Origin of the sequence: Pontiella desulfatans, assembly GCF_900890425.1 — a bacterium.
Classification (GTDB): domain Bacteria; phylum Verrucomicrobiota; class Kiritimatiellia; order Kiritimatiellales; family Pontiellaceae; genus Pontiella; species Pontiella desulfatans.
The window spans coordinates 805,209-828,181 of record NZ_CAAHFG010000004.1 but is presented as its reverse complement, the minus strand read 5'-3'; the positions used below and the strand labels follow the sequence as shown (position 1 = coordinate 828,181).

Annotated in this window: 19 protein-coding genes; 9 read left to right on the top strand and 10 right to left on the bottom strand. The window is 59.3% G+C overall.

Features of this window, described 5'->3' with window-relative positions; translation table 11 throughout:
* Positions 1 to 10: 10 nt before the first annotated feature.
* From E9954_RS29010 to E9954_RS28970, 9 genes are all read right to left on the bottom strand, one after another.
* On the bottom strand, positions 11 to 928 hold the full coding sequence (locus E9954_RS29010; RefSeq protein ID WP_136082790.1) for a PTS sugar transporter subunit IIA: 918 nt from the start codon (positions 926 to 928) through the stop codon (positions 11 to 13).
* A 14-nt stretch (positions 929 to 942) separates the two neighbouring features.
* Positions 943 to 1,410, bottom strand: a complete 468-nt coding sequence (locus E9954_RS29005; protein ID WP_136082789.1) for a CBS domain-containing protein — start codon at positions 1,408 to 1,410, stop codon at positions 943 to 945.
* Positions 1,411 to 1,590: 180 nt separating this feature from the next.
* Positions 1,591 to 1,908, bottom strand: coding sequence for a hypothetical protein (locus E9954_RS29000; protein ID WP_136082788.1), 318 nt, complete (start codon positions 1,906 to 1,908; stop codon positions 1,591 to 1,593).
* A gap of 8 nt (positions 1,909 to 1,916) precedes the next feature.
* A complete protein-coding gene (locus tag E9954_RS28995; protein ID WP_136082787.1) occupies positions 1,917 to 3,587 on the bottom strand; it encodes a cation:proton antiporter domain-containing protein in 1,671 nt (556 codons plus the stop codon).
* Between the two features lie 4 nt (positions 3,588 to 3,591).
* Positions 3,592 to 4,236, bottom strand: a complete 645-nt coding sequence (locus E9954_RS28990; protein WP_168442675.1) for a PTS sugar transporter subunit IIA — start codon at positions 4,234 to 4,236, stop codon at positions 3,592 to 3,594.
* A 138-nt stretch (positions 4,237 to 4,374) separates the two neighbouring features.
* Positions 4,375 to 4,752, bottom strand: coding sequence for a hypothetical protein (locus tag E9954_RS28985; RefSeq protein WP_136082785.1), 378 nt, complete (start codon positions 4,750 to 4,752; stop codon positions 4,375 to 4,377).
* A gap of 236 nt (positions 4,753 to 4,988) precedes the next feature.
* The gene (locus tag E9954_RS28980; RefSeq protein ID WP_136082784.1) at positions 4,989 to 5,369 is read right to left on the bottom strand and encodes a response regulator transcription factor; all 381 of its coding nucleotides are present in this window, start codon (positions 5,367 to 5,369) and stop codon (positions 4,989 to 4,991) included.
* Between the two features lie 88 nt (positions 5,370 to 5,457).
* Positions 5,458 to 6,111, bottom strand: a complete 654-nt coding sequence (locus tag E9954_RS28975) for a response regulator (protein WP_136082783.1) — start codon at positions 6,109 to 6,111, stop codon at positions 5,458 to 5,460.
* On the bottom strand, positions 6,104 to 8,410 hold the full coding sequence (locus E9954_RS28970) for a PAS domain S-box protein (protein ID WP_136082782.1): 2,307 nt from the start codon (positions 8,408 to 8,410) through the stop codon (positions 6,104 to 6,106). The genes E9954_RS28975 and E9954_RS28970 overlap by 8 nt, the downstream gene beginning before the upstream one ends.
* Before the next feature lie 446 nt (positions 8,411 to 8,856).
* Here E9954_RS28970 and dnaE point away from each other — a divergent pair, with 446 nt between their 5' ends.
* Genes dnaE through E9954_RS28950 form a run of 4 tightly spaced genes read left to right on the top strand, consistent with a single transcriptional unit; the run spans position 8,857 to position 14,560 of the window.
* Positions 8,857 to 12,402 carry a DNA polymerase III subunit alpha gene (gene dnaE, locus E9954_RS28965; protein WP_136082781.1) on the top strand — a complete coding sequence of 1,182 codons (3,546 nt, stop codon included), beginning with the start codon at positions 8,857 to 8,859 and terminating at the stop codon, positions 12,400 to 12,402.
* A gap of 3 nt (positions 12,403 to 12,405) precedes the next feature.
* The gene (locus E9954_RS28960) at positions 12,406 to 13,305 is read left to right on the top strand and encodes a lysophospholipid acyltransferase family protein (protein ID WP_136082780.1); all 900 of its coding nucleotides are present in this window, start codon (positions 12,406 to 12,408) and stop codon (positions 13,303 to 13,305) included.
* 18 nt (positions 13,306 to 13,323) lie between these two features.
* A complete protein-coding gene (locus tag E9954_RS28955; RefSeq protein ID WP_136082779.1) occupies positions 13,324 to 13,650 on the top strand; it encodes a putative quinol monooxygenase in 327 nt (108 codons plus the stop codon).
* A gap of 52 nt (positions 13,651 to 13,702) precedes the next feature.
* A complete protein-coding gene (locus tag E9954_RS28950; RefSeq protein WP_136082778.1) occupies positions 13,703 to 14,560 on the top strand; it encodes a DUF1189 family protein in 858 nt (285 codons plus the stop codon).
* Between the two features lie 65 nt (positions 14,561 to 14,625).
* Here E9954_RS28950 and E9954_RS28945 read toward each other — a convergent pair whose 3' ends face one another.
* Entirely contained in the window at positions 14,626 to 15,114 is a 489-nt protein-coding gene (locus E9954_RS28945) for a metal-dependent transcriptional regulator (protein WP_136082777.1), read from the bottom strand.
* Between the two features lie 477 nt (positions 15,115 to 15,591).
* Between E9954_RS28945 and E9954_RS28940 the strand changes: the two genes are divergently transcribed.
* The 5 genes from E9954_RS28940 (at position 15,592) to E9954_RS28920 (ending at position 22,970) form a co-directional block, all read left to right on the top strand.
* Positions 15,592 to 16,377, top strand: a complete 786-nt coding sequence (locus E9954_RS28940) for a PEP-CTERM sorting domain-containing protein (RefSeq protein ID WP_168442674.1) — start codon at positions 15,592 to 15,594, stop codon at positions 16,375 to 16,377.
* Positions 16,378 to 16,624: 247 nt separating this feature from the next.
* Positions 16,625 to 18,367, top strand: coding sequence for an FAD-dependent oxidoreductase (locus tag E9954_RS28935; protein ID WP_136082775.1), 1,743 nt, complete (start codon positions 16,625 to 16,627; stop codon positions 18,365 to 18,367).
* 49 nt (positions 18,368 to 18,416) lie between these two features.
* The gene (locus E9954_RS28930) at positions 18,417 to 19,583 is read left to right on the top strand and encodes an AAA family ATPase (RefSeq protein ID WP_136082774.1); all 1,167 of its coding nucleotides are present in this window, start codon (positions 18,417 to 18,419) and stop codon (positions 19,581 to 19,583) included.
* A gap of 221 nt (positions 19,584 to 19,804) precedes the next feature.
* Positions 19,805 to 21,910, top strand: a complete 2,106-nt coding sequence (locus E9954_RS28925) for a TonB-dependent receptor domain-containing protein (RefSeq protein ID WP_168442673.1) — start codon at positions 19,805 to 19,807, stop codon at positions 21,908 to 21,910.
* 40 nt (positions 21,911 to 21,950) lie between these two features.
* The gene (locus E9954_RS28920; protein WP_136082772.1) at positions 21,951 to 22,970 is read left to right on the top strand and encodes an aldo/keto reductase; all 1,020 of its coding nucleotides are present in this window, start codon (positions 21,951 to 21,953) and stop codon (positions 22,968 to 22,970) included.
* Positions 22,971 to 22,973 lie beyond the last annotated feature (3 nt).

Below are 22,973 nucleotides of genomic sequence, written 5' to 3'. Positions count from 1 at the left end.
GGATCTCTCCTTAGTGGTTGATGACGTTGTCGAGTACGAGGCCCTTGTCGATCGTCCCAACCCAACGGTTGTCTTCGTCGACGACGTAGAGCTTGGGATAGGACTTGATGGCCAGGTCGAACACGGCTTCCATGATGGTGTGCTCCATCGGCACAATGCGGGCGCTAGGTTCCATCATGTCGGCGGCCAGAATGCGGCTTTCGTTGTCGAAATATTTTTCGAACGGGTCGAATTCGGCAATGAAGGAGACGCTCTTGAGCTGGCCGAAGAATTCGGGCAGCCCGTATTTGAACAGCCCCTCGACCGTGATTTCGCCGAGCACCCTTCGCTCTTCATCAATGACCGGGATTGCCTGCAGGTTGTTGACGCTCATAAGATGCGAGCACGTCGATACCGGGTCGGAACCCAGCACACTGAAACGCGGCGGCCGCATGATGTCGCGGGCGAGGATCGGCTTGTCGATGCGCGGGTTGTGCGCGCTGAAAATATTGCGCAGCTCGGCGGGATTCTGCGCATCGAGCACCTGCCGCCGCACGTTGGCATCGGACAACAGGCGAGAGAGCTGCGCCATGATCTTGAGCGAGACGGGCGGGTCGGAGACCGGCACGAGGATCAGGCAGACGATCCGCACCGGGTTGCCGTCGAACAGGACGGGTTCATCGAAGGTTCCGATGGCAAACAGCGCCTTCTTCAAATGCTCCAGCCGGGCATGCGGGAAGGCAATGCCCTCCCCCATGGCCGTGGTTTGCCGCTCTTCGCGTTTGATGAGCGCCTGGAGAATCGACTCGTGCGACAGCTCGTGGTTGACGGTATAGAACCCGTTGTGGCAGAGCCGCGCGAGCATCGTCTCGAGGGCGGCATCGCGCGGTGCGGACGCAAGGGCGGGCTGCCACGATTCCTCGCGGCGGGTGTAGTTCATGATTTTCATTGCGCAACTCCCGGCTACAGCTCGGTTTCGGTTTTAACCTTGAGATAGTGCGCAAGGACGCTCTTGGCTTCGATCGTACCGATCAGGCATAGCTCGTCGTCCACCACCGGAATTTCGCGGATGCTGTTGAGTTGCATCAGTTCAATCACTTGCTTGAGCGATGTGCCACCGCGGACATAGACGGGTGGCTCGGCGAGGTCGTGCCCGTGGAAAAAGTTGAGCACATAGGCGATGGCCGGCAGCATTTCCTCCTCGTCGGATTTCTGGCGGGAGAGTTCCAGGATCTTGGTGGCGATCTGCTTGGCCTGGACGACGCCGACCAACTGGCCGTCGGAGTTTTCGAGGTAGACCTTGTAGCGGTCGGAGCTGCAGAGCATGGTGGCCAGTTTTTCGAGCGAGATGCCGCTGTTGGCCCGCAGGCAGGAGGCGTTGATGAGATACGAGATATCCCTGACGGTGGTTTGTTCCAGATTGGCTTTCATTTTTAGTCCTTGAAATTTGATGGTTGAAACAATGAGGGGAAACGCAATCCGGGGGATTGCGGAAGGATTGATGGATGGTGGGATGGCCGGATGACTGATCGTTTCAACCAGTTATCCAACACCCCGCGCATCCAACCATGGGAAACCGGCAGGTTTCCAATGGCCTCTCATTGCCGACCATCAAATCAGCAAGGGCATGCGCCACCCGCACGACAACGAGGCCGATGTTGCGGAGGGGCAAAAGAACATGCGCCGGGAAAAACCGAAGGAGGCGATGCAGCAGGGCTGCTGGCTGGGCGGCAAGACGCCGCAGAGGAATTCAACTTCCTCCTCGACGCGCTCCTCGGCTTTGAAAAAGCCTTCGCAGACCTCTTCGGTTTCCTGCTCGATGCAGGTTTGGAAACGTTGGCCGGAGGCCGGCAGGACGGTAAAGAAAACCAGCAGATCCAGCAGGAGCGGGATCAGCAGCGCAATCAGGAATGGCCGGTTTCTTTTCATGGGTGTCGCTATGCAGCCGTTCGGCGGCGGACGAGCTCCGCACCGACGCTGCGGCGGGCGGCGCGTTGGTCGAGCACGCCGAGCAGTTTGGGGTTCTGTTCGCTGTCCACAACGGGCAGCGCCTCGATCTGGTTGTTGCCCATTTCCTTCAACGCCTCGCCGAGGTTCATGGCGGAAAAGAGGCGGTGGCGCAGCGGCTGCATCACATCGCCGACGAGCAGCCAGTGCCAGGTGTCGCGCTCGTTCAGCAGCTCCTTGAGCATTTCGAAGGTGAGCACGCCGATGATTTTGCCCTCGTTGGAAACGACGGGATAGACGAAGGTTTCCTGCTCGGCGAAATGCTGCACGACGGTTTCGAGCGGCGTGCCTTCGAGCAGCGGCACGATGCCGGTATCGACGACATCGGCCACCTTGAGTTCGGCCATCACATCCTCTTCGGTGACGTTGCGGCCAATCTCGCCGGCCTTCTTGATGGAAAGCTTGGCGAATGCGGGGCCAATGAGCTGTACGCAGAGCGTGGTGGCGGTGACGGTGAAGATGATCATGTCGCCGAGGCTCATGCCCTCGACCACCTGGATATGCTGGAGGTTGTGGCTGGCCACGATGGACAGGCCGACGGCCACGCCGCCCTGCGCGAAGAGCGCCATGCCCATGTATTTCTGCACCGGTTTTTCAGCCTTGGAGACCTTGCCGCCCCAGTAGGCGCCGATCCATTTTCCGAGGCTGCGCATCAGCACATAGGTGGCCACCAGCGCCCAGATCCAGGCGGGCATGTTGCCGAGCGAAAGGCGCGCGCCGACGAGCACGAAGAAGATGATGTAGATGGGCGTGGAGAACGAGCGAACGGTTTCGAACAGCTTTTTGGAGCGGTTCGGCGCCCGGTTGATCAGCACGATGCCCACCGCCATGGTGGCGAGAATGACGTCCATCTTCATGGCCACGGCCAGTCCGATGCAAACCATCAGGATGCCGATGGACATGCCGAGGCGCTTTTCGGTCTGCGGCAGGTATTTCATCATGGCATCGAGCGTGAAGCCGCAGGCGATGCCGAGCACGATGGCGCCGACCAGCTCCTTCAACGTATGGAACAGGGTCAGGCCGATCGAATGCCCCTCGCCCTGGGTGAGGATGGTGGCCACGCTGGTGCCGAGGCCGTAGAGCGTCATGGCCAGCGCGTCGTCGAGCGCCACGATGGCCACGATGGCGGTCGTGAGCACCCCGGCGGAACGGTATTCCCACAAGACGTCGATGGTGGAGGCCGGATCGGTGGCCGAGGCGATGGCGCCGAACACCACGCCAGCCGCGATGGCGGTGATCCAATCGTGGCAAACCAGGTAGACGATCAGGGTTGAGAAGATGCCCACCAGCAGGAAGGCCGCCAGGCCTTCCCCCAGCAGGATGAAGGTGAACTGCTTTCCATATTTCTTGAAAATCTTTCCGCTCAGTTCCCCGCCCACCAGAAAGCCGATCAGCCCTAGCGCAAAATTGTTGAAGGGCTGCAGCGCCTGGATGTCGGCCGGATGCAGCAGGCCGAATCCCGTGTCGCCGATCAGCACGCCGACGACAATGTAGCCGACGACCTGCGGCATTTTCAGCTTCTGGAAGATCCACGCGCCGATCACGCCGCCGGCAACGCAAATCCCCAGGATGGCAAGCACCCCTAACTCAATTCCATGCATCGGGCTACTCCGAAATCAGCTGGGAATGGATGAAGGCGGGATCGTCGGATGCAATGATCCGCTCCCGCGTTGCGGCATCCTTCAGGCGGCTGCTGACGGCGGAAAGGGTCCGGATGTATTTCGCGTGCTGGTCGGAACGGGCGGCGAGCATGCAGACAATATGAACCGGTTCGTTGTCGAGCGAGGAATAGCCTGAGATCGGCCGCTTGCACACGGCCACGGCCATCACGAGGTCGGAGACCGAATCGATGCGCACGTGGGGGACACCGATGCCAAAACCGATCCCGGTGCTCATCAGCTCCTCCCGGGCGAAGATGCCTTTGAGCAGCTCGGCGCGGTTATGGACAAAAGGCGATTCCGCCAACAGGTCGACCAATTGGCGCAGGACGGTGTCCTTGTCGGTTTCTTCAATAATCACGACGCGCTCGGCCGTTAGCGTGGCACTGCTGGTGACACCGCCAATGATGGAGGAGGCCGGTTTCGTGGAAATCCGGGAATTGACCCAGTTTTCGACATCTTCGCGCTTGAACCGCCACGTGGTTCCAAGCTTGCCACCGGGCAGGTCGCCCTTTTGCGCCCAGTCGTAGACCGTACGCTCGGAAACGCGCAGATATGCGGCCACTTCTTCGATTGTCATAATTTCGTGCATTTTAGCACCTCCCGTGCTCATTTGCGATAAACTACAACAAACCGCACTGCCTGCAAGAAAAATATTACAAATAGCAAAGGAGCGCAGTTTTTTGCGTCCATATAGAGGGGATGTGTGGAGGGCAAGCGCGTTGGGTTGCTAGGCAACGGCGACTTTTTCGTTCGCGAGCATCTTGCGAATGATTTCGACAAATCCGGAGGGGGTGAGCGGCCCGGAAATATGGATGGTTTCGTTCCCCGTCCGTGTTGCAACCTGAAACGCCGAGGCATCAAGCTCGTTGGCGACCACAATATGCGCTTCGGGATTCCGCGTGCAGGTGTCGGCAATGAGCTTTGGCAAATCCGGGAAGCGCCCATGGAACAGAACCACATCGCCGGCACGGGCATCGAACCGCTGCAACTCGATGGCCAGCGGACTGAACGAGCTGATTTGAAAACCACCCCGCTCAAGCTCCCGCACCCATGCGCTCCATTGCGTGGAGGGTTGCCCCAATTGCGCTATATTTATCCTGGCCATTTAGAAAGGAAACCACAGATCAGGGTTCCGGGAAATCATGTGGGGCATGAAAGCCTCTCATAAAAAGTATGACCTGCCGCAGGGCTTCGCTACGGCGCGGCGGGATATGCGGATACGCATCCTTGAATTCACCCCCTGGCGGAAGCTTCTTCCGCCAGGGGGCTTTCGGTTCCTCCCTCCCACCCAGTCCATTTGACTGGGCCGGCGAACATTTGCCTCGGAAAAAACGGGTGATGTCACACGGCATCGGAGAAGCATTCGCGCTGAATCATCGAACGGACGCGCTCGACGAACCGATCCGGGCTCGTGGGCCCGGAGACATAGATGGCCCCATTCAAATGCATGACTTCATACCGGATGGCAAAGGAATCCACCTCGGTGGCCACAATAATATTAACCTCCGGACACCGCGCGCAGGTGTGCCGGATATGCCTGGACAGGTTCGGCAACAGGCCGTCGAACAACACGGTATCGCCCGGACGGGTGCAACCGGTCAGCCGTTCCATCGCGAGCGGGTCCACGGAACGAACATCGAATTCCGCCTCCGAAAGCGCATCCTCCCAGGCCTTCCATTGCCGGCCCGGCGTCCCTAATTGAGCAACATGTATCGTTTTCATCGTACGAGGTAAGCACCTGCAAGGGGCAATGCATATCGCACCGGCTATGAAAGCGGGTCATAAAAAATATGATGCGGTGGGCAATACGCTAGCAATCCGCCGAGATGATGCCCTCGCGGATGGCGTAGCGGACGAGGTCGGCAATGCTGCGGGCGCCGAGCTTTTCCATGACGTGCTGGCGGTGGGTATGGATGGTGGGGACGCTGAGGCAAAGCTTCTCGGCCGCCTCCTTGGTGGAGTTGCCCTCGGCGAGGAGCTGGAGCACCTCGCGCTCGCGTCCGGTCAGCTTTTCGAAGGCACTTTTGCCGGGGGCGGCGCGGGAACGCAATTCCACGAAGTCGCCGAGTACCTCGGGGCTGACATACATGTTGCCGGCCATGACCGAACGGATGGCGTTGATCAGATCCTGCGCCGCGCTGCTCTTGGGCACATAGCCCATGGCGCCGGCATCGAGCATTTCCGAAACCATGCGGCCCTTCGTGTGAACCGACAGGCCAATGACCTTCATGTGCGGGAAGCGGGCACAGAGCTGCCGCGTGGCATCGATGCCGTTGAGCTCGGGTATGTTGATATCCATCACCACCACATCCGGCGCGGCCTTTGCGGCCACGGCGAGCGCCTCGCGCCCGTTGTCGGCCTCGCCCACCACCGAGAACTCCGCGCGGGCATCCAGCAGGCTGCACAAGGCGGCCCGCATCACGGCATGGTCGTCCACCAACACGATTCGGATTGGCCTATCCATGTTGTTCCTCCAGCGGGAGCGAAAGGGTTACGCGGGTTCCGTTGCCGGGGCCGGAATCGATCAAGACCTCCCCGCCGGCGTGGCGGAGATATTCGCTGAGGTTGAAAAGCCCGAACCCGCCGGAAACGGAGAAGCCCATGCCGGCGGATGTGGCATCGAACCCCTTGCCGTTGTCTTCCACCCGCAGGCGCACCAGACCGCCCTCGCGTTCCAGCTCGACGCAGGCCCATTCCGCCTCGGAATGCCGGGCCACGTTGATGAGCAGTTCCCGCGCCGAGCGGTAGAGCAGGATTTTCCGCTCCATGGCCAGCGGCAGCGGCCGCTGTTCGCCCCGGAATTCGAAACGCGCGGAATATTCGTGCGCCATGCTGGAGCAAAGATCCTCCAAGGCGGCGGCGAGGCCGAGCTCGGTCAGCATCGGGCAACTGAGCTCGAAAATGAGCGACCGGGTTTGTTTCAGGGATTCCTCGATAATACCGGATACCTTGTCGATCGATTGGACGGTTGCCCGCGATAGGCCATCGGCTTCCCTCAGGGCGGCCAAGCGGATATTGGACGAGCTAAGGAGCTGGCAAATGCCATCGTGCAGCTCGGCCGCAATCCGTTGCCGCTCGCGCTGCTCGGCGAGCGAGAGTTCGGAGGCCAGATGCCTTAATTCCTTCTGGCTTCGCTGCTGCTCTTCTTCGTGCTTCACCCTGCCGGTGATGTCGCGCACCACCCCGCACACCACGGGACGGCCCTTGATCGAAAAGGAACTCCCCGCGATCTCGACCGGGAAAACCGTTCCATCCTTGCGCCGGTGGCTGCTGCGGACCGATGACGGAGGCCGGCCGGCCAGGTTTTCGCGGATGACCTGGTTGGCGACCTCGGGCTCGGCGGTGATGTCGAAGTGCGTGAGCTTCAGGAATTCCTCGCGGGTATAGCCATACGACTGCACCGCCGCATCGTTAACGTCGATGAACTGCCGGGTTTCGCCATCGAACAGCATGACGGCATCGGTTTCCGATTCGAACAGCAAGCGGTATTTTTCCTCGCTCTCCTGAAGCGCCTGCTCGGTCTTCTTGCGGGCCGAGAGATCGCGGGCCGTACTCAGCAGCACGGTCTTGCCTTGCAGCAGTATGGGCATGGAGGTGACCTCCACCTGGATCTCCGAGCCATCCTTGCGCTGCAGAACATACTCGATTGGCGTCACCTTTTCATTGCGGCCCAGTTTCCCAATCCGTTCCGCCGCCATCTGCTTCGCAATGGGCGGGAAGATGGCCGACTCGAAGACGCTTTGGCCGCGCAGCTCCTCGCGGGAATAGCCAATCTGCCGTTCCACCGCCTTGTTGCCATCCACAAACCGGCCATCGAGATCGATCAGGAAACAGGCATCCGGCGCCTCCTCGAACAAGAGGCGGAAACGGGCCTCGCTTTCGGCCAGCTTCCGCTCGGTCTCCTTGTGGCCGGTCAGGTCGTGTGCGCTGAAGAACACCACCCGTTCACCCTGCAGGCGGATGGCCTGGCCCGAGACTTCGACATACACCCTGCTGCCATCCCTGCGCCTAAGCACCAGCTCGCAGGGCGCCACCTTCCTGCCCTCCGCCAAGGTCAACATGCTGCCGGCCACCATGGAAAAACAGTTGTCGTGGAAAAGACCGGACTCAAACAGGTTTTGGCCAACCAACTCTTCGCGCCGATAATCGACCATCCGCTCCATCGACTTGTTGCCATCGATGAACCGGCCATCCAAGCCAATCAGGAAACAGGCGTCCGGCGCCTCTTCGAACAGAATCCGGAAGCGGGCCTCGCTTTCGTGCAGGTCGGCAGCGCGCGCCTTCACATCGCGCTCCAAACCGAGGTTGATCATGGCGAGTTCCTGCTCGCTCTTGCGAAGCGCGTCCTCCACCCATACGCGCTGGGTAATGTCCACCAGCACCATCAGGCAGAGCCCGCTCGCCGGACGGGGCGTACACTCCGCCCGAGCAACGATCCGCTTGCCGTCGACCGGTTGCAGCACAAGATCGACCCCATGCTTTTCCCCGCGCTCAACCACATGGTTGCGATGGGCTTCCCACGCTTCGGCGGACTCGGCATGCACAAAACCGGAAAACGCCTGCCCCTTGAGCTGGGCCGCCAGCTCCATCCCCAGCAGCGTTCCCGCCGTGGCGTTGGCCTCCAGGATCCGGCCGTCGAAATCGAGAATGAGATAGCCGGCCGGAGCATACTCGTAGAATTCCGCAAGAATCCCCTGCCTTGCCCCAAGGTCCGCCGACGGAATAACCGTTGCATTTCCAGTCTTGCCGAACTTCATAATCATTTCCCCTCCCAGTTTTCGCAAACTACCTTAAAGAAGATATGAAACAAGTCAAGCCATGCGCGAAACAACAAAGTTGCGAGTCAAGAGCTTGCGCGACGCAAGGACGGCGCATGTCGCTGACCGCGTGCTCATCTGACCCATTCAATAAAAAAGCACCTACAAGGAATGGCCTTATCCGGAAGAACCCCCTGCAAAACGGGACTTTCGATGTATGAATAGCCATTGGTTTTATTTTCTCCTGTTCATTGGAACGGGTGGATTTTATCTTCCCTACAATGCGAATTCACGGCGCACTTTTGGAACCGCGAAAGAATGCAAGGAACGCAGAGAGAAACCCGGGACGACCTGCCAGCGATACATTTTGCGTTCTCTGCGTTCTTTCGCGGTTAGATTGAATCCGGCTGGGTCGCGCATTGCCTTTTTTTAGATTGATTTAGGAGTTTTTCATGAGCCAAGTACCGTTTTGCCATTTGCATTTCCACACCTGCTACAGCCTGTTGGACTCCGCCGTGAAGGTGAAGCCGGCGTTGCAAGCGGCGAAGGACATGGGCATGGACTACCTGGCGATGACCGACCACGGGGTCTTGTACGGGGCGGTGGAATTCTATAAGGCGGCCTATGCGGCGGGCATCAAGCCGATCATCGGTTGCGAGGTATATCTGGCGCGCCACGGGATCGAGGAAAAGAGCTCGCAACGCAACAACATGCATCTGGTGCTGCTGGCGGAAACCCAGGAGGGCTACGAAAACCTCGTGAGGCTGGTGTCGCTGGCCCACCTCGAGGGCCAATACTACAAACCGCGCATCGACAAGGAGATGCTCAAGAAATATTCGAAAGGACTGATCGGCCTAGCGGCCTGCCTGCGCGGCGAGGTGACCGAGGCCTGCAAGGACGGCGACCTGGATAAGGCCGAGGCGCTGGCGCGGGAATACACCGACATTCTGGGGCCGAACAACTTTTTCCTCGAGCTACAGGACCACGGGCTGGCCGACCAGAAGATCGCCAATCTAAACATGCTGGAAATTGCCAAGCGCACCGGCTTCCCGCTGGTGGCGACCAACGACGTGCACTATATCCGGCAGGAGCATGCGGAGGCCCACGATGTTTTGATTTGCCTGCAGCGCGGCGACCTGGTGGCCGACACCTCGCGCCACCGCTACGAAGGCGACCAGTTCTACATGAAGAGCGGCGAGGAGATGGCCGCCCTCTTCCCCGACCACCCGGAGGCGATTTCCAACACGGTCGAGATTGCCAAGCGCTGCAACGTGGAATTTTTCTTTCCGGAAAAGGCGGAAGACCTCCACTTCCCGTTCTTCCCGCTGCCCGATGGGTTTACATCGGACTACGACTATCTCGTGCACCTCGGCAAGGAGGGGCTCAGGAAGCTCTACGACATCCACGACCTGGACCACCCGAAGAACGACTATGAGCAGACGATCAACGAGCGCTTCTACTATGAAGTCAGTGTGATCAAGAAGACCAACTACATCAACTATTTCCTCGTGGTGGCCGACTTCATCCAGTGGGCGCGCGCGCAGGGCATCCCGGTCGGGCCGGGCCGCGGGTCGGGCGCGGGGTCGCTGCTCGCCTATTCGCTGGCGATCACGACGATCGAGCCGCTGAAGTACAACCTCATTTTCGAACGCTTCCTCAACCCCGATCGCGTATCGCCGCCCGACTTCGATATCGACTTCTGCCCGACGAAGCGCCAGCAGGTGATCCAGTATGTGCGCGACAAGTATGGCGAGGACTGCGTGGCGCAGATCATCACCTTCGGAACGCTCGGCGCCAAGACGCTGATGCGCGACCTCGGCCGCGTGCTCGAAATCCCCCTGCCCTACTGCGACCGGCTGGCCAAGATGATTCCGGACACGCCGGGGACCAACCTGGAAAAGGCCTTGGCCGAAAGCCCCGAATTCAAGCAGGCCACCGACACCGAACCGGATGCGCGGCGGATCATGAAATATGCGCGCCTGCTCGAAGGCCTGCCCCGCCACACCGGCATGCACGCCGCCGGCGTCGTGATTGGCGAAAAGCCGCTGATCGAGATCATTCCGCTCACGAGGGAACCGAAGGAAAAGCTGACGGTCGTCCAGTTCGAGAAAGGGCCAACCGAAGAGATCGGCCTGCTGAAGATGGACTTCCTGGGGCTGAAAAACCTGACGATCATCTACGAAGCCTGCGCACTGATCAAACGTAACCACGGGATCGACGTCGACCCCGAAAAGCTCGACATCGAAGACCAGAAAACCTTCGAGCTGCTGGCCAAGGGCGACACGGTCGGCGTCTTCCAGCTGGAATCGGGCGGCATGCGCGACACCCTGCGGCAGGTGAACCCCGACTGCATCGAGGACATCATCGCCATCCTCGCGCTCTATCGCCCGGGGCCGATGCAGTTCATCCCGACCTACACCAAGCGCAAGCATGGGCAGGAAACGGTGGAATACGACCACGAACTGCTCGAACCGATCCTGAAGGAAACCAACGGCATCATCGTCTACCAGGAGCAGATCCAGCAGGCGGCGCAGAAGCTGGCCGGCTTCTCGCTCGGCCAAGGCGACATCCTCCGCCGCGCCATGGGCAAGAAAAAACCCGAGGTGATGGCCGAGCAGCGCGGCAAGTTCGTCGAGGGCTGCAAGGCCACCAACGACATCAGCGCCGAGCTGGCCAACCGCATTTTCGACAACATTACCGAATTTGCGAAATACGGCTTCAACAAGTCGCACTCGACCGCCTACGGTTTCGTGACCTACCAGACGGCCTGGCTGAAGGCGCACTATCCCGCCGAGTTCATGGCTGCCCTGCTCTCGGGGGAAATGGGCAACTCCGATAAATTGACCGGCTTCATCGCCGAATCCAAGGAGATGGGCATCGACGTGCTGCCCCCGAGCGTCAACGAGTCGATCGGCCGCTTCAACGCGGTGCAGGACGGCTCCGGCATCCGCTTCGGCATGGCGGCCATCAAGGGCGTCGGCGAAGGCGTGGTGGAGGAAATCGTGCGGGAGCGCGACGAAAACGGCCCGTTCACCGGCCTGATGGATTTTTGCTCGCGCATCACCTCCGCCAACAAGAAGGTGATCGAAAGCCTGATCCGCTCCGGGGCCTTCGATTTTTGCGGCATCCACCGCGCCCGGCTCTTCAACGGGATCGACATCTGCATCGGCCGGGCCGCCGAAGCGCTGAAGGACAAGGCCGCCGGCCAGGTCTCGATGTTCGACATGATGGGCGGCGGGGCCGAAGAGGAATCCGCGGGCAGCACCGACGAAGAGCTGCCCGACGTCAAACCCTGGAGCGAGTCCGACATGCTCGCGGCCGAGAAGGAGCTGATCGGCTTCTTCATTTCCGGGCACCCGCTGGCCCGTTTCGAGTGGGTGCTCAACAAGTTTGCGCTCAAGCGCGTGAAGGATATCCAGCAGCTCGCCGCCGGGGAGCGAACGCGCGTGGGTGGAATGATCACGGAAACGCGCAAGCTCTTCACGAAGAAAGACCAGAAGCCAATGGCCACCTTCCGGATCGAGGGGCTGGAAGGGGCGATCAGCGCCATCATTTTCCCGAACCCCTACGAGGAATACGGCTCCCACATCGTGGATGATGCCACCATGATGTTCGGCGGCATCATGATGGAGGAGGACAGCGGCGACCTGAAATTCCAGGTGCTGGAAATCTTCCCGCTCGAGCAGGCCGCCGGCATGTTCTGCGACCGCGTCAGCATCCACCTCCCGGAAATGGGGGTGAATGAGCAGGTGATGGCCACGCTGAAGGAGGCGGTGCAGGAATACCGCGGGAACACGCCCCTGAACCTGTGCATTGAATTTGTCGATGGACCCAAGGTTTTCCTGGATACCGACGGCGACTACAAGGTGCGCCCCTGCGCCGAGCTCGAGCGCAAGGTCGAGCAAACCCTCGGCGAGGGGCTGGTCTACGTCGCCGCCAAATCCGATCCGCTGCGGTTCCCGCCGAAACCGAGGAAGTGGGAGAGGAATAAGGGATAGTCGATGCACAGGCCCAAACACGTTGTTGAATATCTACTTTTCCGAAGCATTGCCGGACTGGTGCTGATCCTGCCCTTGCGCGCGGCGCTGGGGCTGGCCTGGCTGGTGGCGGCGGGGACGCATTTCCTCGGGCGGGTCAACGTGGAGCGGACGCGCAACCGCATCCGCGAGGTGTTCGGCGAACAGAAGACGGAAAAGGAGGTGCGCCGCATTGCGTGGCTGGCCTGGCGCAACCTGTGTTTTTCCGCAATCGAACAGATCCGCTTCCCCAAGCTCACGCTAGCGAAGATTCGCAAGCAGCCGATGGGGTCGCTGGAGGGCGACCTGAAAAAAATCATGGAGGGCTGCGAATCCGGATTCATCATGACCACGGCGCATTTCGGGAACTGGGAAATTGCGGCCATCGCCGGCGACCTCATCGGTCTTCCCCTCTTCACGATTGTCCGGAAACAAAAAAACCCCCTGATGAACGACTACATCAATAAAATGCGCTGCTCCTTCAACCTGGAGCTGATCTACCGCGAGTCCAACATCTGGAAAAGCGTGGTCGACCGCATCAAGCAGGGCAAGGTGCTCGCCATTCTTCCCGACGTCAATGTGCGCAAGGGTGCAACGGTTGATTATCTCAACAACAAGGCAACCGTTGCGCCGGGAGCCGCCCATTTCGCACAGCTGGCCAACTGCCCCATCTACCCGGTGATGGCGCGGCGCATCGGATGGACCCAACACGACGCCACCCTGCTCGCCCCCATCCTTCCCGATCCGGAAGCGGACAAGAAAGCCGACCAGCAGCGCATCATGCAGGAAATCATGGCGGCCTTTTCAAAAGAGGTGCTCAAGGCGCCCGAGCAATATTTTTGGTATAACAAACGCTGGGTACTTGATCCGAAGTCAGGGAATTAACCTTATAGGAGATGCACCATGTTCATTGTCCATGTATTCATTCATGTAAAACCCGAGAACACGGAAGAGTTTAAAGCCGCAACGCTTGAAAATGTGAAAAACTCGATGCTCGAACCCGGCATTGCACGGTTCGATTTCCTGCAGGACGCCGATCCCAACCGCTTCGTGCTGGTGGAGGTGTACCGCACCCCGGCAGATGCCGCCGCACACAAGGAAACACCACATTATTTGGTATGGCGCGACACCGTTGCCCCCATGATGGCCGAACCGAGATCCAGCACCAAATACACGAACATTGCCCCGGGCGAGCACGGCTGGGACACGGTTTCCGTGTTGAATGAATAACGATTCCACCCATCACCGGATCTCGGCACTGATCCTGCTTATTTAGCAGGGCATGAAGAACAAAAAATACCGTATGGTGCAGATGCCGTTCCTTTCGTTTTTCTCGAAGCGGTTCTATGCTGACGTGGGACGAAACTGGAAAGGCGTCAATCTGGCCTACCTGTTCCTGTTGCTGGCCATCTGCAGCATCCCGCCAACGCTGGACGTCCGGAAGAATATCCTTCATTCGCTCGAAACCGAACATGTTGAAATCCTGAACCAAATTCCAGCGATTCGGATTACCAACGGCACGGCCTCGATCGACCAGCGACAACCCTACTACATCAATCGCTCCAACGGAAAACCACTGGCCATCATCGATACCACGGGAAGCATGAACTATATCGACGACCCATCGGTCATGCTCTTGCTGACCGAAACCAAACTGGTCGTCCGTCGCGGAAAAAACCTCTTCAATACATTCGACCTTGCCGGCATCGCCGAGTTGCAGATCGACAAACACCTGATCAACAGCTGGCTGCAAAAGGCCCGGGAATTAATCGCCCCCCTCTCCTACGGCATTTTCCTGATGCTTTCCTACATCTTCGCGGTGCTCGTCATGCTGCTGGCAGCCATCGTGGGATTGATACTTTCCGCCGCCATGCACAACAGCCTGGGCTTTGCCGGGGCACTGCGCCTTGCGACCGTTGCCGCCACGCCATCCATCATCGCCATCACGGTTTCGGCCGCCCTCGGCCTCTCCGTTCCGGGCATCGTTTTCGTCGGCATCAGCCTGCTTTATCTCATCGCCGGGATCAAATGCTGCGCGAAAACCGCTGAAGACGAGAACGTCCGCATCGACCTCCGGGCCGCCCTCATACCGGAGTGCATGGCGGCAGAAGGGTACGATGCCTTTAAGGAAGCGGCCTAACCGCCTGCCACCCTGACAACCACCCTCCAGGATCGTCCCTTCGCGAACGCGACGGCATCTCGCGGCTACGCCTCCGGCAGGCGGCACGTTTCGCACCGCTTCGTATCGCTCCCCTGGGCTTTGCAAAAATAGCCCTCGGCGCTCTCCTGCCAACTGGCATTGAAGGCCGGGCACTTTTCGGTGTATTCCGCAAAACGGACGAACCGCTGCAGGATATGGTCGGGGATGGTGTGTTCCATCGAGCAGGCGAATTCCTCCGCCTCCGAAGCATCGACCCCGAGCACCTGGGTGAAAAAGTGCAGCAGCGCCTCGTGCTTCACGGCAATCTTTCCGGCAATCTCGCGGCCCTCTTCCGTCAGGGTTACCGAGGCATAGGGCTCATAATTGATCAGCCCCTTTTCCCCCAGCGCCCGGAGCGCGCCCGTAACCGAGGCCGCACGCACCTTCATTCGTCCGGCGATATCCTTCGGCCGCGCGACGCCATCCTCCCGGGAAAGGAAAAAGATGGTTTCCAGATAGTCCTCAAGGCTGGCGCTCAGTTCAGGTGTGCTCATGGCATGTTCATAGCAAACCGACCAATGCAATCACAAACCATGTCGGCGTCTTTTTCCACCACCGCGCTTTCATGGGCTTTGGGCCAACCTTTGAGCCTCTTGCAAAACCCTTCGAGTTTGCGAGGCGGTTTTTTGTTAAAAGTTATTGGTTATTGGGCTAACCCGCTGGTTGCGTATGACTTGTCCTGATAACCAATAACCAGTACCTGATAACTGGAACGACAAAACCAGAGGTTTTGCAAGTTCCTCCTTTATGAAACAACATCCCGAACCCTAGGCGATCCCATGGCCAGCTCGGTTTTTGAATACAATGCCAACACACAAATTTTTATCTTTCCTTTTTAATAATTAATACACACAAGTAAAGTTCATCATTTTCCTTGTCAAAACAGGTTTCGCTTGGTTATAAAAGGGAACGATTCGCGAGCGGTACACCAAATTCCGCGCGAAACGGAGATGAAACCAAGGGAGAATAAGATGAAACACGTACGCATTGCCTCAATCTTGCTGCTTGTTGCAGCTTTCATGATCCCGGCCTATGGGGAAGTTGTCCCGCCCTGGGAAAGCACAAACCCGACCGGGCTTCCGAACACAAAGTTTTGGGGATATGACTTCGATGACGGGAGCCTGCCTCCAACCATCACCCTGGAAGGGGGCAATTCAGGCCAACCCAACGATCCAATCTGGTCGATTTCGGGCTATGGCGATACCGTCTCCACCCTCGGCGGAGTGCTTGGAATCCACAACGCAACCCAACCTTCGGGGGTAACGCTCCATATCGATGTCCCCAACACCTACAATTCCGCGAACATTAAATATTTCTGGTTTGCCTTCGACTATTCCGGAACGGCACCCGTTTTGGACTTTGGCACCGATGATTCGCGGTCTGTATTGGTTCCCGGCTCACTGACCTTCACCGCCAACACCACCGGTAGCCATATCGAGGGATACGTCAACTTCGATCCGCAACCGGCCAGTGAGTGGATGGATATCTCGCTCATTGCCAACGTGGGGCAGACGACCTGGATCGACAACCTTCAGACCGGATCCACTTGCGTTCCGGAACCGGCATCGTTCTCGATGATCGCCCTCGGGGGGCTGGGCACCTGGCTGGCTCGGCGCAAGCGCCTGCGCAGACACCGCAGCAAAAAGAAAACGAGTTTCGAGCAATTGGCTGCATTTAGGCTCCCGTTCCTCTCGGAGGAAATCGCCACCGCACCGATCGGCGGAAGGCGCGAATTCGCGGCCTACAGGCTCAAATAGCCCACACCACCGAAGTGGACAGGATCAGGCGAATCCGCAAGGGTTCGCCTTTTTCGTTGACGGCCCTGCCCGTTTCTGAGATTCGGTCTAAATAACTTTCGCGGATGGAACGATTAATAGGCAATTAACTTGAAGAGTCTCACCACAGAGCGCACGGAGGCACAGAGCAACCAATATATCTGCCACCCTCTGCGTCTCTGTAAACTCTGTGGTAAAAAATTCAAATCAGTTTAATTTGGTATAAGGCATGGATTTTTCGGGGCAGATCAAAAAACTTTTCAAGCCGGTGGAGCGGACGCATTCGGCCTCGGCGGAGCTCTCAGCCAAGGCCGGCCATTGCAAGGAACCGAAAGATTTCGCCTGGATGGAAACCAACGTGCCCTGCCAAAAGGCCTGTCCTGCCGGAACCGATGTTCCGGCCTATCTCACCGCCATTGCCACAGGCGATTTTGAAGAGGCCTACCGGATCAACCTGCGCGACAATATCTTTCCGGCCGTGTTGGGGCGCGTTTGCTCGCGTCCGTGCGAAGCCGCCTGCCGCCACGGCTACGATGGCCTGGGCGATCCCGTGGCCATCTGCTTTTCAAAACGGTCCGCCGCCGACTTTCCGCAACAGGATCCCATCCTGCTGGAACCATGGTTCCCGGAATCAGGGAAGAGGGTGGCCGTGGTTGGCTCCGGGGTCGCCGGGCTTGCCGCCGCTCGCAACCTGACGCTGCTTGGGCACAAGGTTACGGTCTATGAAAAGCACCATTCCCCCGGCGGCATGCTCAACCAGGGCATTCCCGAATTCCGTTTACCCCGTGAGATCATCCACCGCGAAATCAAGCAGATCACCGCTTTAGGTATCGAGGTCGTCTGCGGCACTGCCATCGGAAAAGACCTGCCACTCACGCAGTTGTTGGATGGAAACGATGCCGTCATCATGGCCGCCGGAACCCTGAAACCCAACCTGCTCAACCTGCCCGGCAGCGACCTGCCCGGCATCCGCCACGGGCTCGACTTCCTGCTGGAGGTCAACGAAACCGGAACCGGCGGAATCGGCGAACGCGTGATTGTGATCGGCGGCGGCTTTACGGCCATGGACTGCGCGCGCACCGCGCGGCGACTGGGGGCACAGACCGCGCAGTGGGACCTGAAGGTGCTTTATCGTCGCTCGAAAGAGGTCATGCGCGTCACCCCCGGCGAGCTGGAGGAGCTCGATGCCGAGGGGATCCCGCTCGAATGCCATGCCACGCCCCTCGCCTATATTGAAAAGGAGGGCAAGCTGGCCGGCATGCGTTTTCATCGAACCGGAACCCATGAGGAGTTCGAAGTCCCCGCCGATACCGTCCTACTCGCCACCGGCCAGTTCCCCGACCTCAGCTGGATGGAGGAACCAACAGGCAATCCCAACAACGTCGAACACAACAAGCTGTTCATGGCCGGCGATTTTGCCCAGGGGGCATCGTCGCTGATCGATGCCATCGCCCATGCCAAGCAGGTGGTCGAAGAAATCGATCTTTTCCTGATGGGCGAACAGCGGCTGATCCATCATGTGCAGATCGAGGATGCCGCAACCGTTGGCCGCACCCGCGCCATGGATCGTATTCCAAGGCAGGCGATGCCTTCGCGTCCGCTCGCCGAGCGGAGCCTGCAAGGCGAAGTCGAACAGGGCTTCGATCGGCCGGACGCCATCGAAGAAGCAAAGCGCTGCTACCGGTGCCACTACAAGTTCGAGATCGACCAGGACAAGTGCATCAAGTGCGACTGGTGCCTCAAGGCCAAACCGCGCCCTGAATGCATTCTGATGCTGAAGGAAATCACGCACGACCAGGAAGGCCGGGTGGTTTCGTGGGAAGCAACCGACTATGTCCGCGAAATGAATCTGATTTGGATCAACCAGGACGAGTGCATCCGGTGCGGCGAATGCCTGAAGGCCTGCCCCGTCGATGCCATCAACCTGCAAAAGGTTTCGCTAATCCATGAACCCACCATGAACGCCGATTGACACGGATACGCAATACGCAGTACGAACTACTGCACGAAAGGATAATCCCATGAGCAAGCCACCCGTAGTTTTCATCGCAGGCGAACGCCAGCATGCCGGCAAGACCGTCACCAGCCTGGGCGTCATATCCGCCATCGCCCGAATCATTGATCCCAAGGATATCGGCTACTTCAAGCCGGTCGGCCAGGAGATGGTCACGCTGCCCAACGGCGAGCGGATCGACAAGGACGTGCGCATCGTCAAGGAGTTCACCGGGCTCGACATGCCGGACATGGGCATGCTCTCCCCCGTCCGCGTCATCTCCGGCGTCACGCGCGACTACATCACAGGGAACAACCAAAAAACCATCACGGCGGATTTTGAAAAGAACATCCACCGAACCATGGAATCGCTTTCCAACAAAAAACTGATCATTGCCGAAGGCACCGGCCATCCCGGCGTCGGCTCGGTGGTCGGGCTCTCCAACGCGCGCGTTGCCAACTTGCTCGGTGCAAAGATCCTCTATCTCGTTGGCGGCGGGATTGGGCGCACGCTCGATGAGCTCGAAGTGGACCTCTCCTATTTCTCGCATCACCATAGCCGGGTGGCGGGCGTGCTGTTCAACAAAGTGCTTCCCCCAAAAGTGGATATGATGAAAGAGGTGCTGACGGAAGAATCCCTCGACCGCATTTTCCCGGAGTGGGATCCCTCGCTGAAAGTGTTCGGCTACATGCCGCAGGTGAAATACCTCAACAATCCATCCATGCACTTGATCAGCCAGAGCTTCAAGGATCACCGTACGCTTAAATGCGGCCGGTGCGCCAGTGCCTGGCATCTGGCTTGCCGAAAGGTGAAAATTGTTTCGCAAGGCAACAATGCCTTCGACCCCTCAACCAGCCTGCGCCCGCGCGACATCGCCGTCATCGGCGGCGGCTCCCACCGCCGGTTGAAACGCATTGTCGAGTTCAACCACCAGCTGCCCGGGGAAAAGCTGGGAGGCCTGATCCTAACCTGCTCAAACACCATGCCCGATGCCGAAACCCTTAGCCTGCTGGCGCAAAGCTGCCTGCCCACCATCGCCGTTCGGCAAGACACCGCCGATACGGACATGACGCTCCACAAATGCTTCACCAACACCAAGCTCCAGCTCTACGACCGGCTCAAGCACCAGCACATCGTTGAACTCTTCGCCGAACACTTCGACGCCGAGCGCTTCATCAAATCGTATGGGCTTTAACCTCTACCTCCATATACGTCTGATACATAGGCCCCCGATAACTGTCCTGTTTAACAGAAGATCGCAAAGGTCGCGAAGAATCCTCCACACCTTGACTTTGCGCCCTTTGCGTCCTTCTGTTCGAAACCGTAGTATAGACATCCATTTTCCGACTGGGCACTAGACTTGGATACGCATATTTCATAATAATGTTATCTCCAATAACGTTACGGGGATTTCATATGAGGCTCTATGCATTGGTTTGTCTTGCACTTGTTTCCACACGGATCATTGCGGAAACGAACAGTCCGCCCAAAAACCAGCCCTACCAACTCGAAGCCATCGTGGTGCGCGCCCCGCGGGTCGATGCCATGGTCACGCCGCTGGGAAAAGAGGAACTGCTCGACGACAGCCGCAACCTCAACGCCGGCCACGTGGCCGACCGTATTCCCGGAATCTCCTCCGCCTGTGCCTCGGTCGACACCCCGGAGCCGGTGGTGCGCGGCCTCGGCTGGGAACGCGTCACCACCCAGATCGACTTTCTTCCGATCTACGGTTCCTGCCCCGCGCGCATGGATCCGCCAACCGTCTATCTTTCGCCCGAATCGATCGAAAACCTGGTCATCGTCAAAGGCCTGCCCTCGGTCACCTATGGTTCCGGCGGAACCGGCGGGCGGGTGATGGCGCAATCCGTCCCCCATGCCGCCGCCCCCGCCCAGAACGGGGCAACCGGCCACGCCGGCTTCACCTGGAACGGCGGCCGCGACGGCTACTCCACCCAGGCCGGCGGAAAAATCGGGAACGGAACGCTTGAAGCCGGGGCATCCTTCAACGCCATCGACTTCGGCGACTATGAATCCGGCGGCGGGAAAACCGTACCCGGCGAAAACCGTTCCTACGGCGGGGGTGCAAACCTGCGCTGGACGCCCACCGCGAACAGCGGCTACTGGATCAACTGGAACACGCACCGCATCGACCACCTCGACTACCCCGCCCTGCCCATGGATGCCACCGAAGTGGACGCGCACACCTTCACCTTCGGCTCCCGCCACGAATCCCTTGGCGACGCCCTCGAAGCCATCGAATGGCAGGCCGGCTATTCCACCATCGACCACGTGATGGACAACAGCCAAAAGCCCAACCGCGGCACGATGGAAGCCGAAGCCGTTACCGAATCGCGGACCCTGGGACTGCGGATGGAAACCGATTGGACGTTTAATCCGGACACCGATTGGAGCATTGGCGTCGATACCCATTATCTCACGCGCGACGCCCTGCGCACCCGGTATATGGTGACGCCGGACAAGACCTTCCAGGATCCCATCTGGCCGGATGCCTCGCAGGGGCAGGCCGGCGTCTTCGCCGAGCGCACCTCGCAGCTGGCACACGATAGCCGCCTCCGGTTGGGGCTCCGCATCGACGGCGTCTTCAGTGCCATCGGCAAAGGCGACGAGCCGCTCGATCCCCCCACCAGCTCCATCGCCCCCACCGTGCGCGATGCGTATGCCTATTATTATGGCGACGATGCGCTCGATACCGACCGCAACGAACTGACCACCGCCGGCAATGCGCTTTGGGAAATTCCGCAGGGCGACAACCTGCTGTGGTTTGCCGGGGCCGGCTGGATGCAGCGCGCTGCCAGCGTGACCGAGCGCTTCTATTCCTTCGCCCCCGCCCCCGGCGGATACTTGGTCGGCAACCCCTCGCTCGATCCCGAAACCAAGGCCGAATTCAACACCGGAGCCGAACTCCATGGCGGCTGGCTCCAGCTGGGCGCCCATCTCTACTGCGCCTACGTGTGGAACTACATCCTCGAAACCGGCATTGCAACCGACGATGTCAACGGCGATGGAACCGACGACCTCATCCGCGGGTTCGTGAATACCGATGCCCTGCTCGCCGGCGGCGAGCTGGAGGGCCGCATCAACCTTTCACAAAGCTGGAGCATCCCCTTTGCCATGGCCTACGTGCGCGGCCGCAATGTGTCCGACGACCGCGACCTACCCTTGATCCCCCCGTTCAACGGCCACGTGGGCATTCGCTGGGAGTGGGAAAAATCCGTGCGCCCCTGGGCGGAGGCCATGCTGCGCGCCGCCTCCAGGCAGGAGCGGATCGATCCCCAATTCCCCGAAACCGAAACCCCCGGCTACCAGGTCGTCGACCTGCGCGGCGGCATCCAGCTGCCCGCCGGCTTCAGCCTGGAAGCGGGAATCGGAAACCTCTTCGACCAGGACTATGCCGAACACCTCAACCGCACGGCCGCCCTCCCCGCCGGCGACCTGGCCCAAGGCGAAAAGATCCCCATGCCCGGCCGCTATTTCTACGCCGCCGTCAACTGGGCGATGTAGAACGCTTTCAATCACCCGAATCTTGCCGTAGCATGCAGGCATGAAACGAAGAGACTTGTTGCAACAGCTGGCCATTGCCGGCGCGGTGCTCGCGCCCCCCGTCGCCAAAGCGGGCGCATCGCGGTCGGATCGGCTCGGGACGGTTCTTCCACACCGGACACTCGGAAAAAGCGGGGAGAAGGTGACGTGCCTTGGATTGGGCGGATACCACATCGGCTGGCCGGAGGACGAAGCCGTGGTACAGGCCACCATTGAAAAGGCGCTCGAAGTCGGCATCCGCTTTTTCGACAATGCCGAGAGCTACGGCAAGGGGCGCAGCGAGGAGCGCTACGGGAAATACCTCATCCCCAAATACCGCGACGATATTTTCCTGATGACCAAGACCCAGGCCAAGGATGCCGCCACCGCGCGGGAGCATTTGGAAGGGTCGCTGAAACGAATGAATACGGAGGTCGTCGACCTCTGGCAGATCCATTCGTTAAGCAATCCGCAAGACGCCGACGACCGGCTCGCAAAAGGCGTACTGGACGAGGCACTCAAGGCGCAAGCCGAAGGCAAGGTGCGTCACATCGGTTTCACCGGCCACGCTTCGCCCTACGCCCATGTTCGCATGACCGAACACCAGGCCGTGCGCGATGCCTGCATCTCCTGCCAATTCCCGATCAATCCCGTTGATGCGGCATCGAAGCACAGCTTCATACGCCACACGGTTCCCCGGATGCTCGAAAACAACATCGGTATCCTGGCCATGAAAACCTTGGCCGACGGCCGCTTCTTCGCGAAAAAGGAGATGAACGGCAAGGTGAAGTGGACTTCCGGCAACCCGGTTGTCCCCAACGCGCTTTCCATCGAAGAGTGCATCCACTTCGCGCTCTCCCTACCGGTCTCCGTACTGATCACCGGTGCGGAGAATCCGGAATATGTCGAAGAGAAGGCCGCCATGGTCAACCGTTTTACGGATCTTTCGGAACAACAACGGCTCGCCTTAACCAACAAGGTTGCCACCTTTGCCGAGGAGGGCGAGGTCGAGTACTACAAGAACAAGGATCTACGAAGCTAGAAA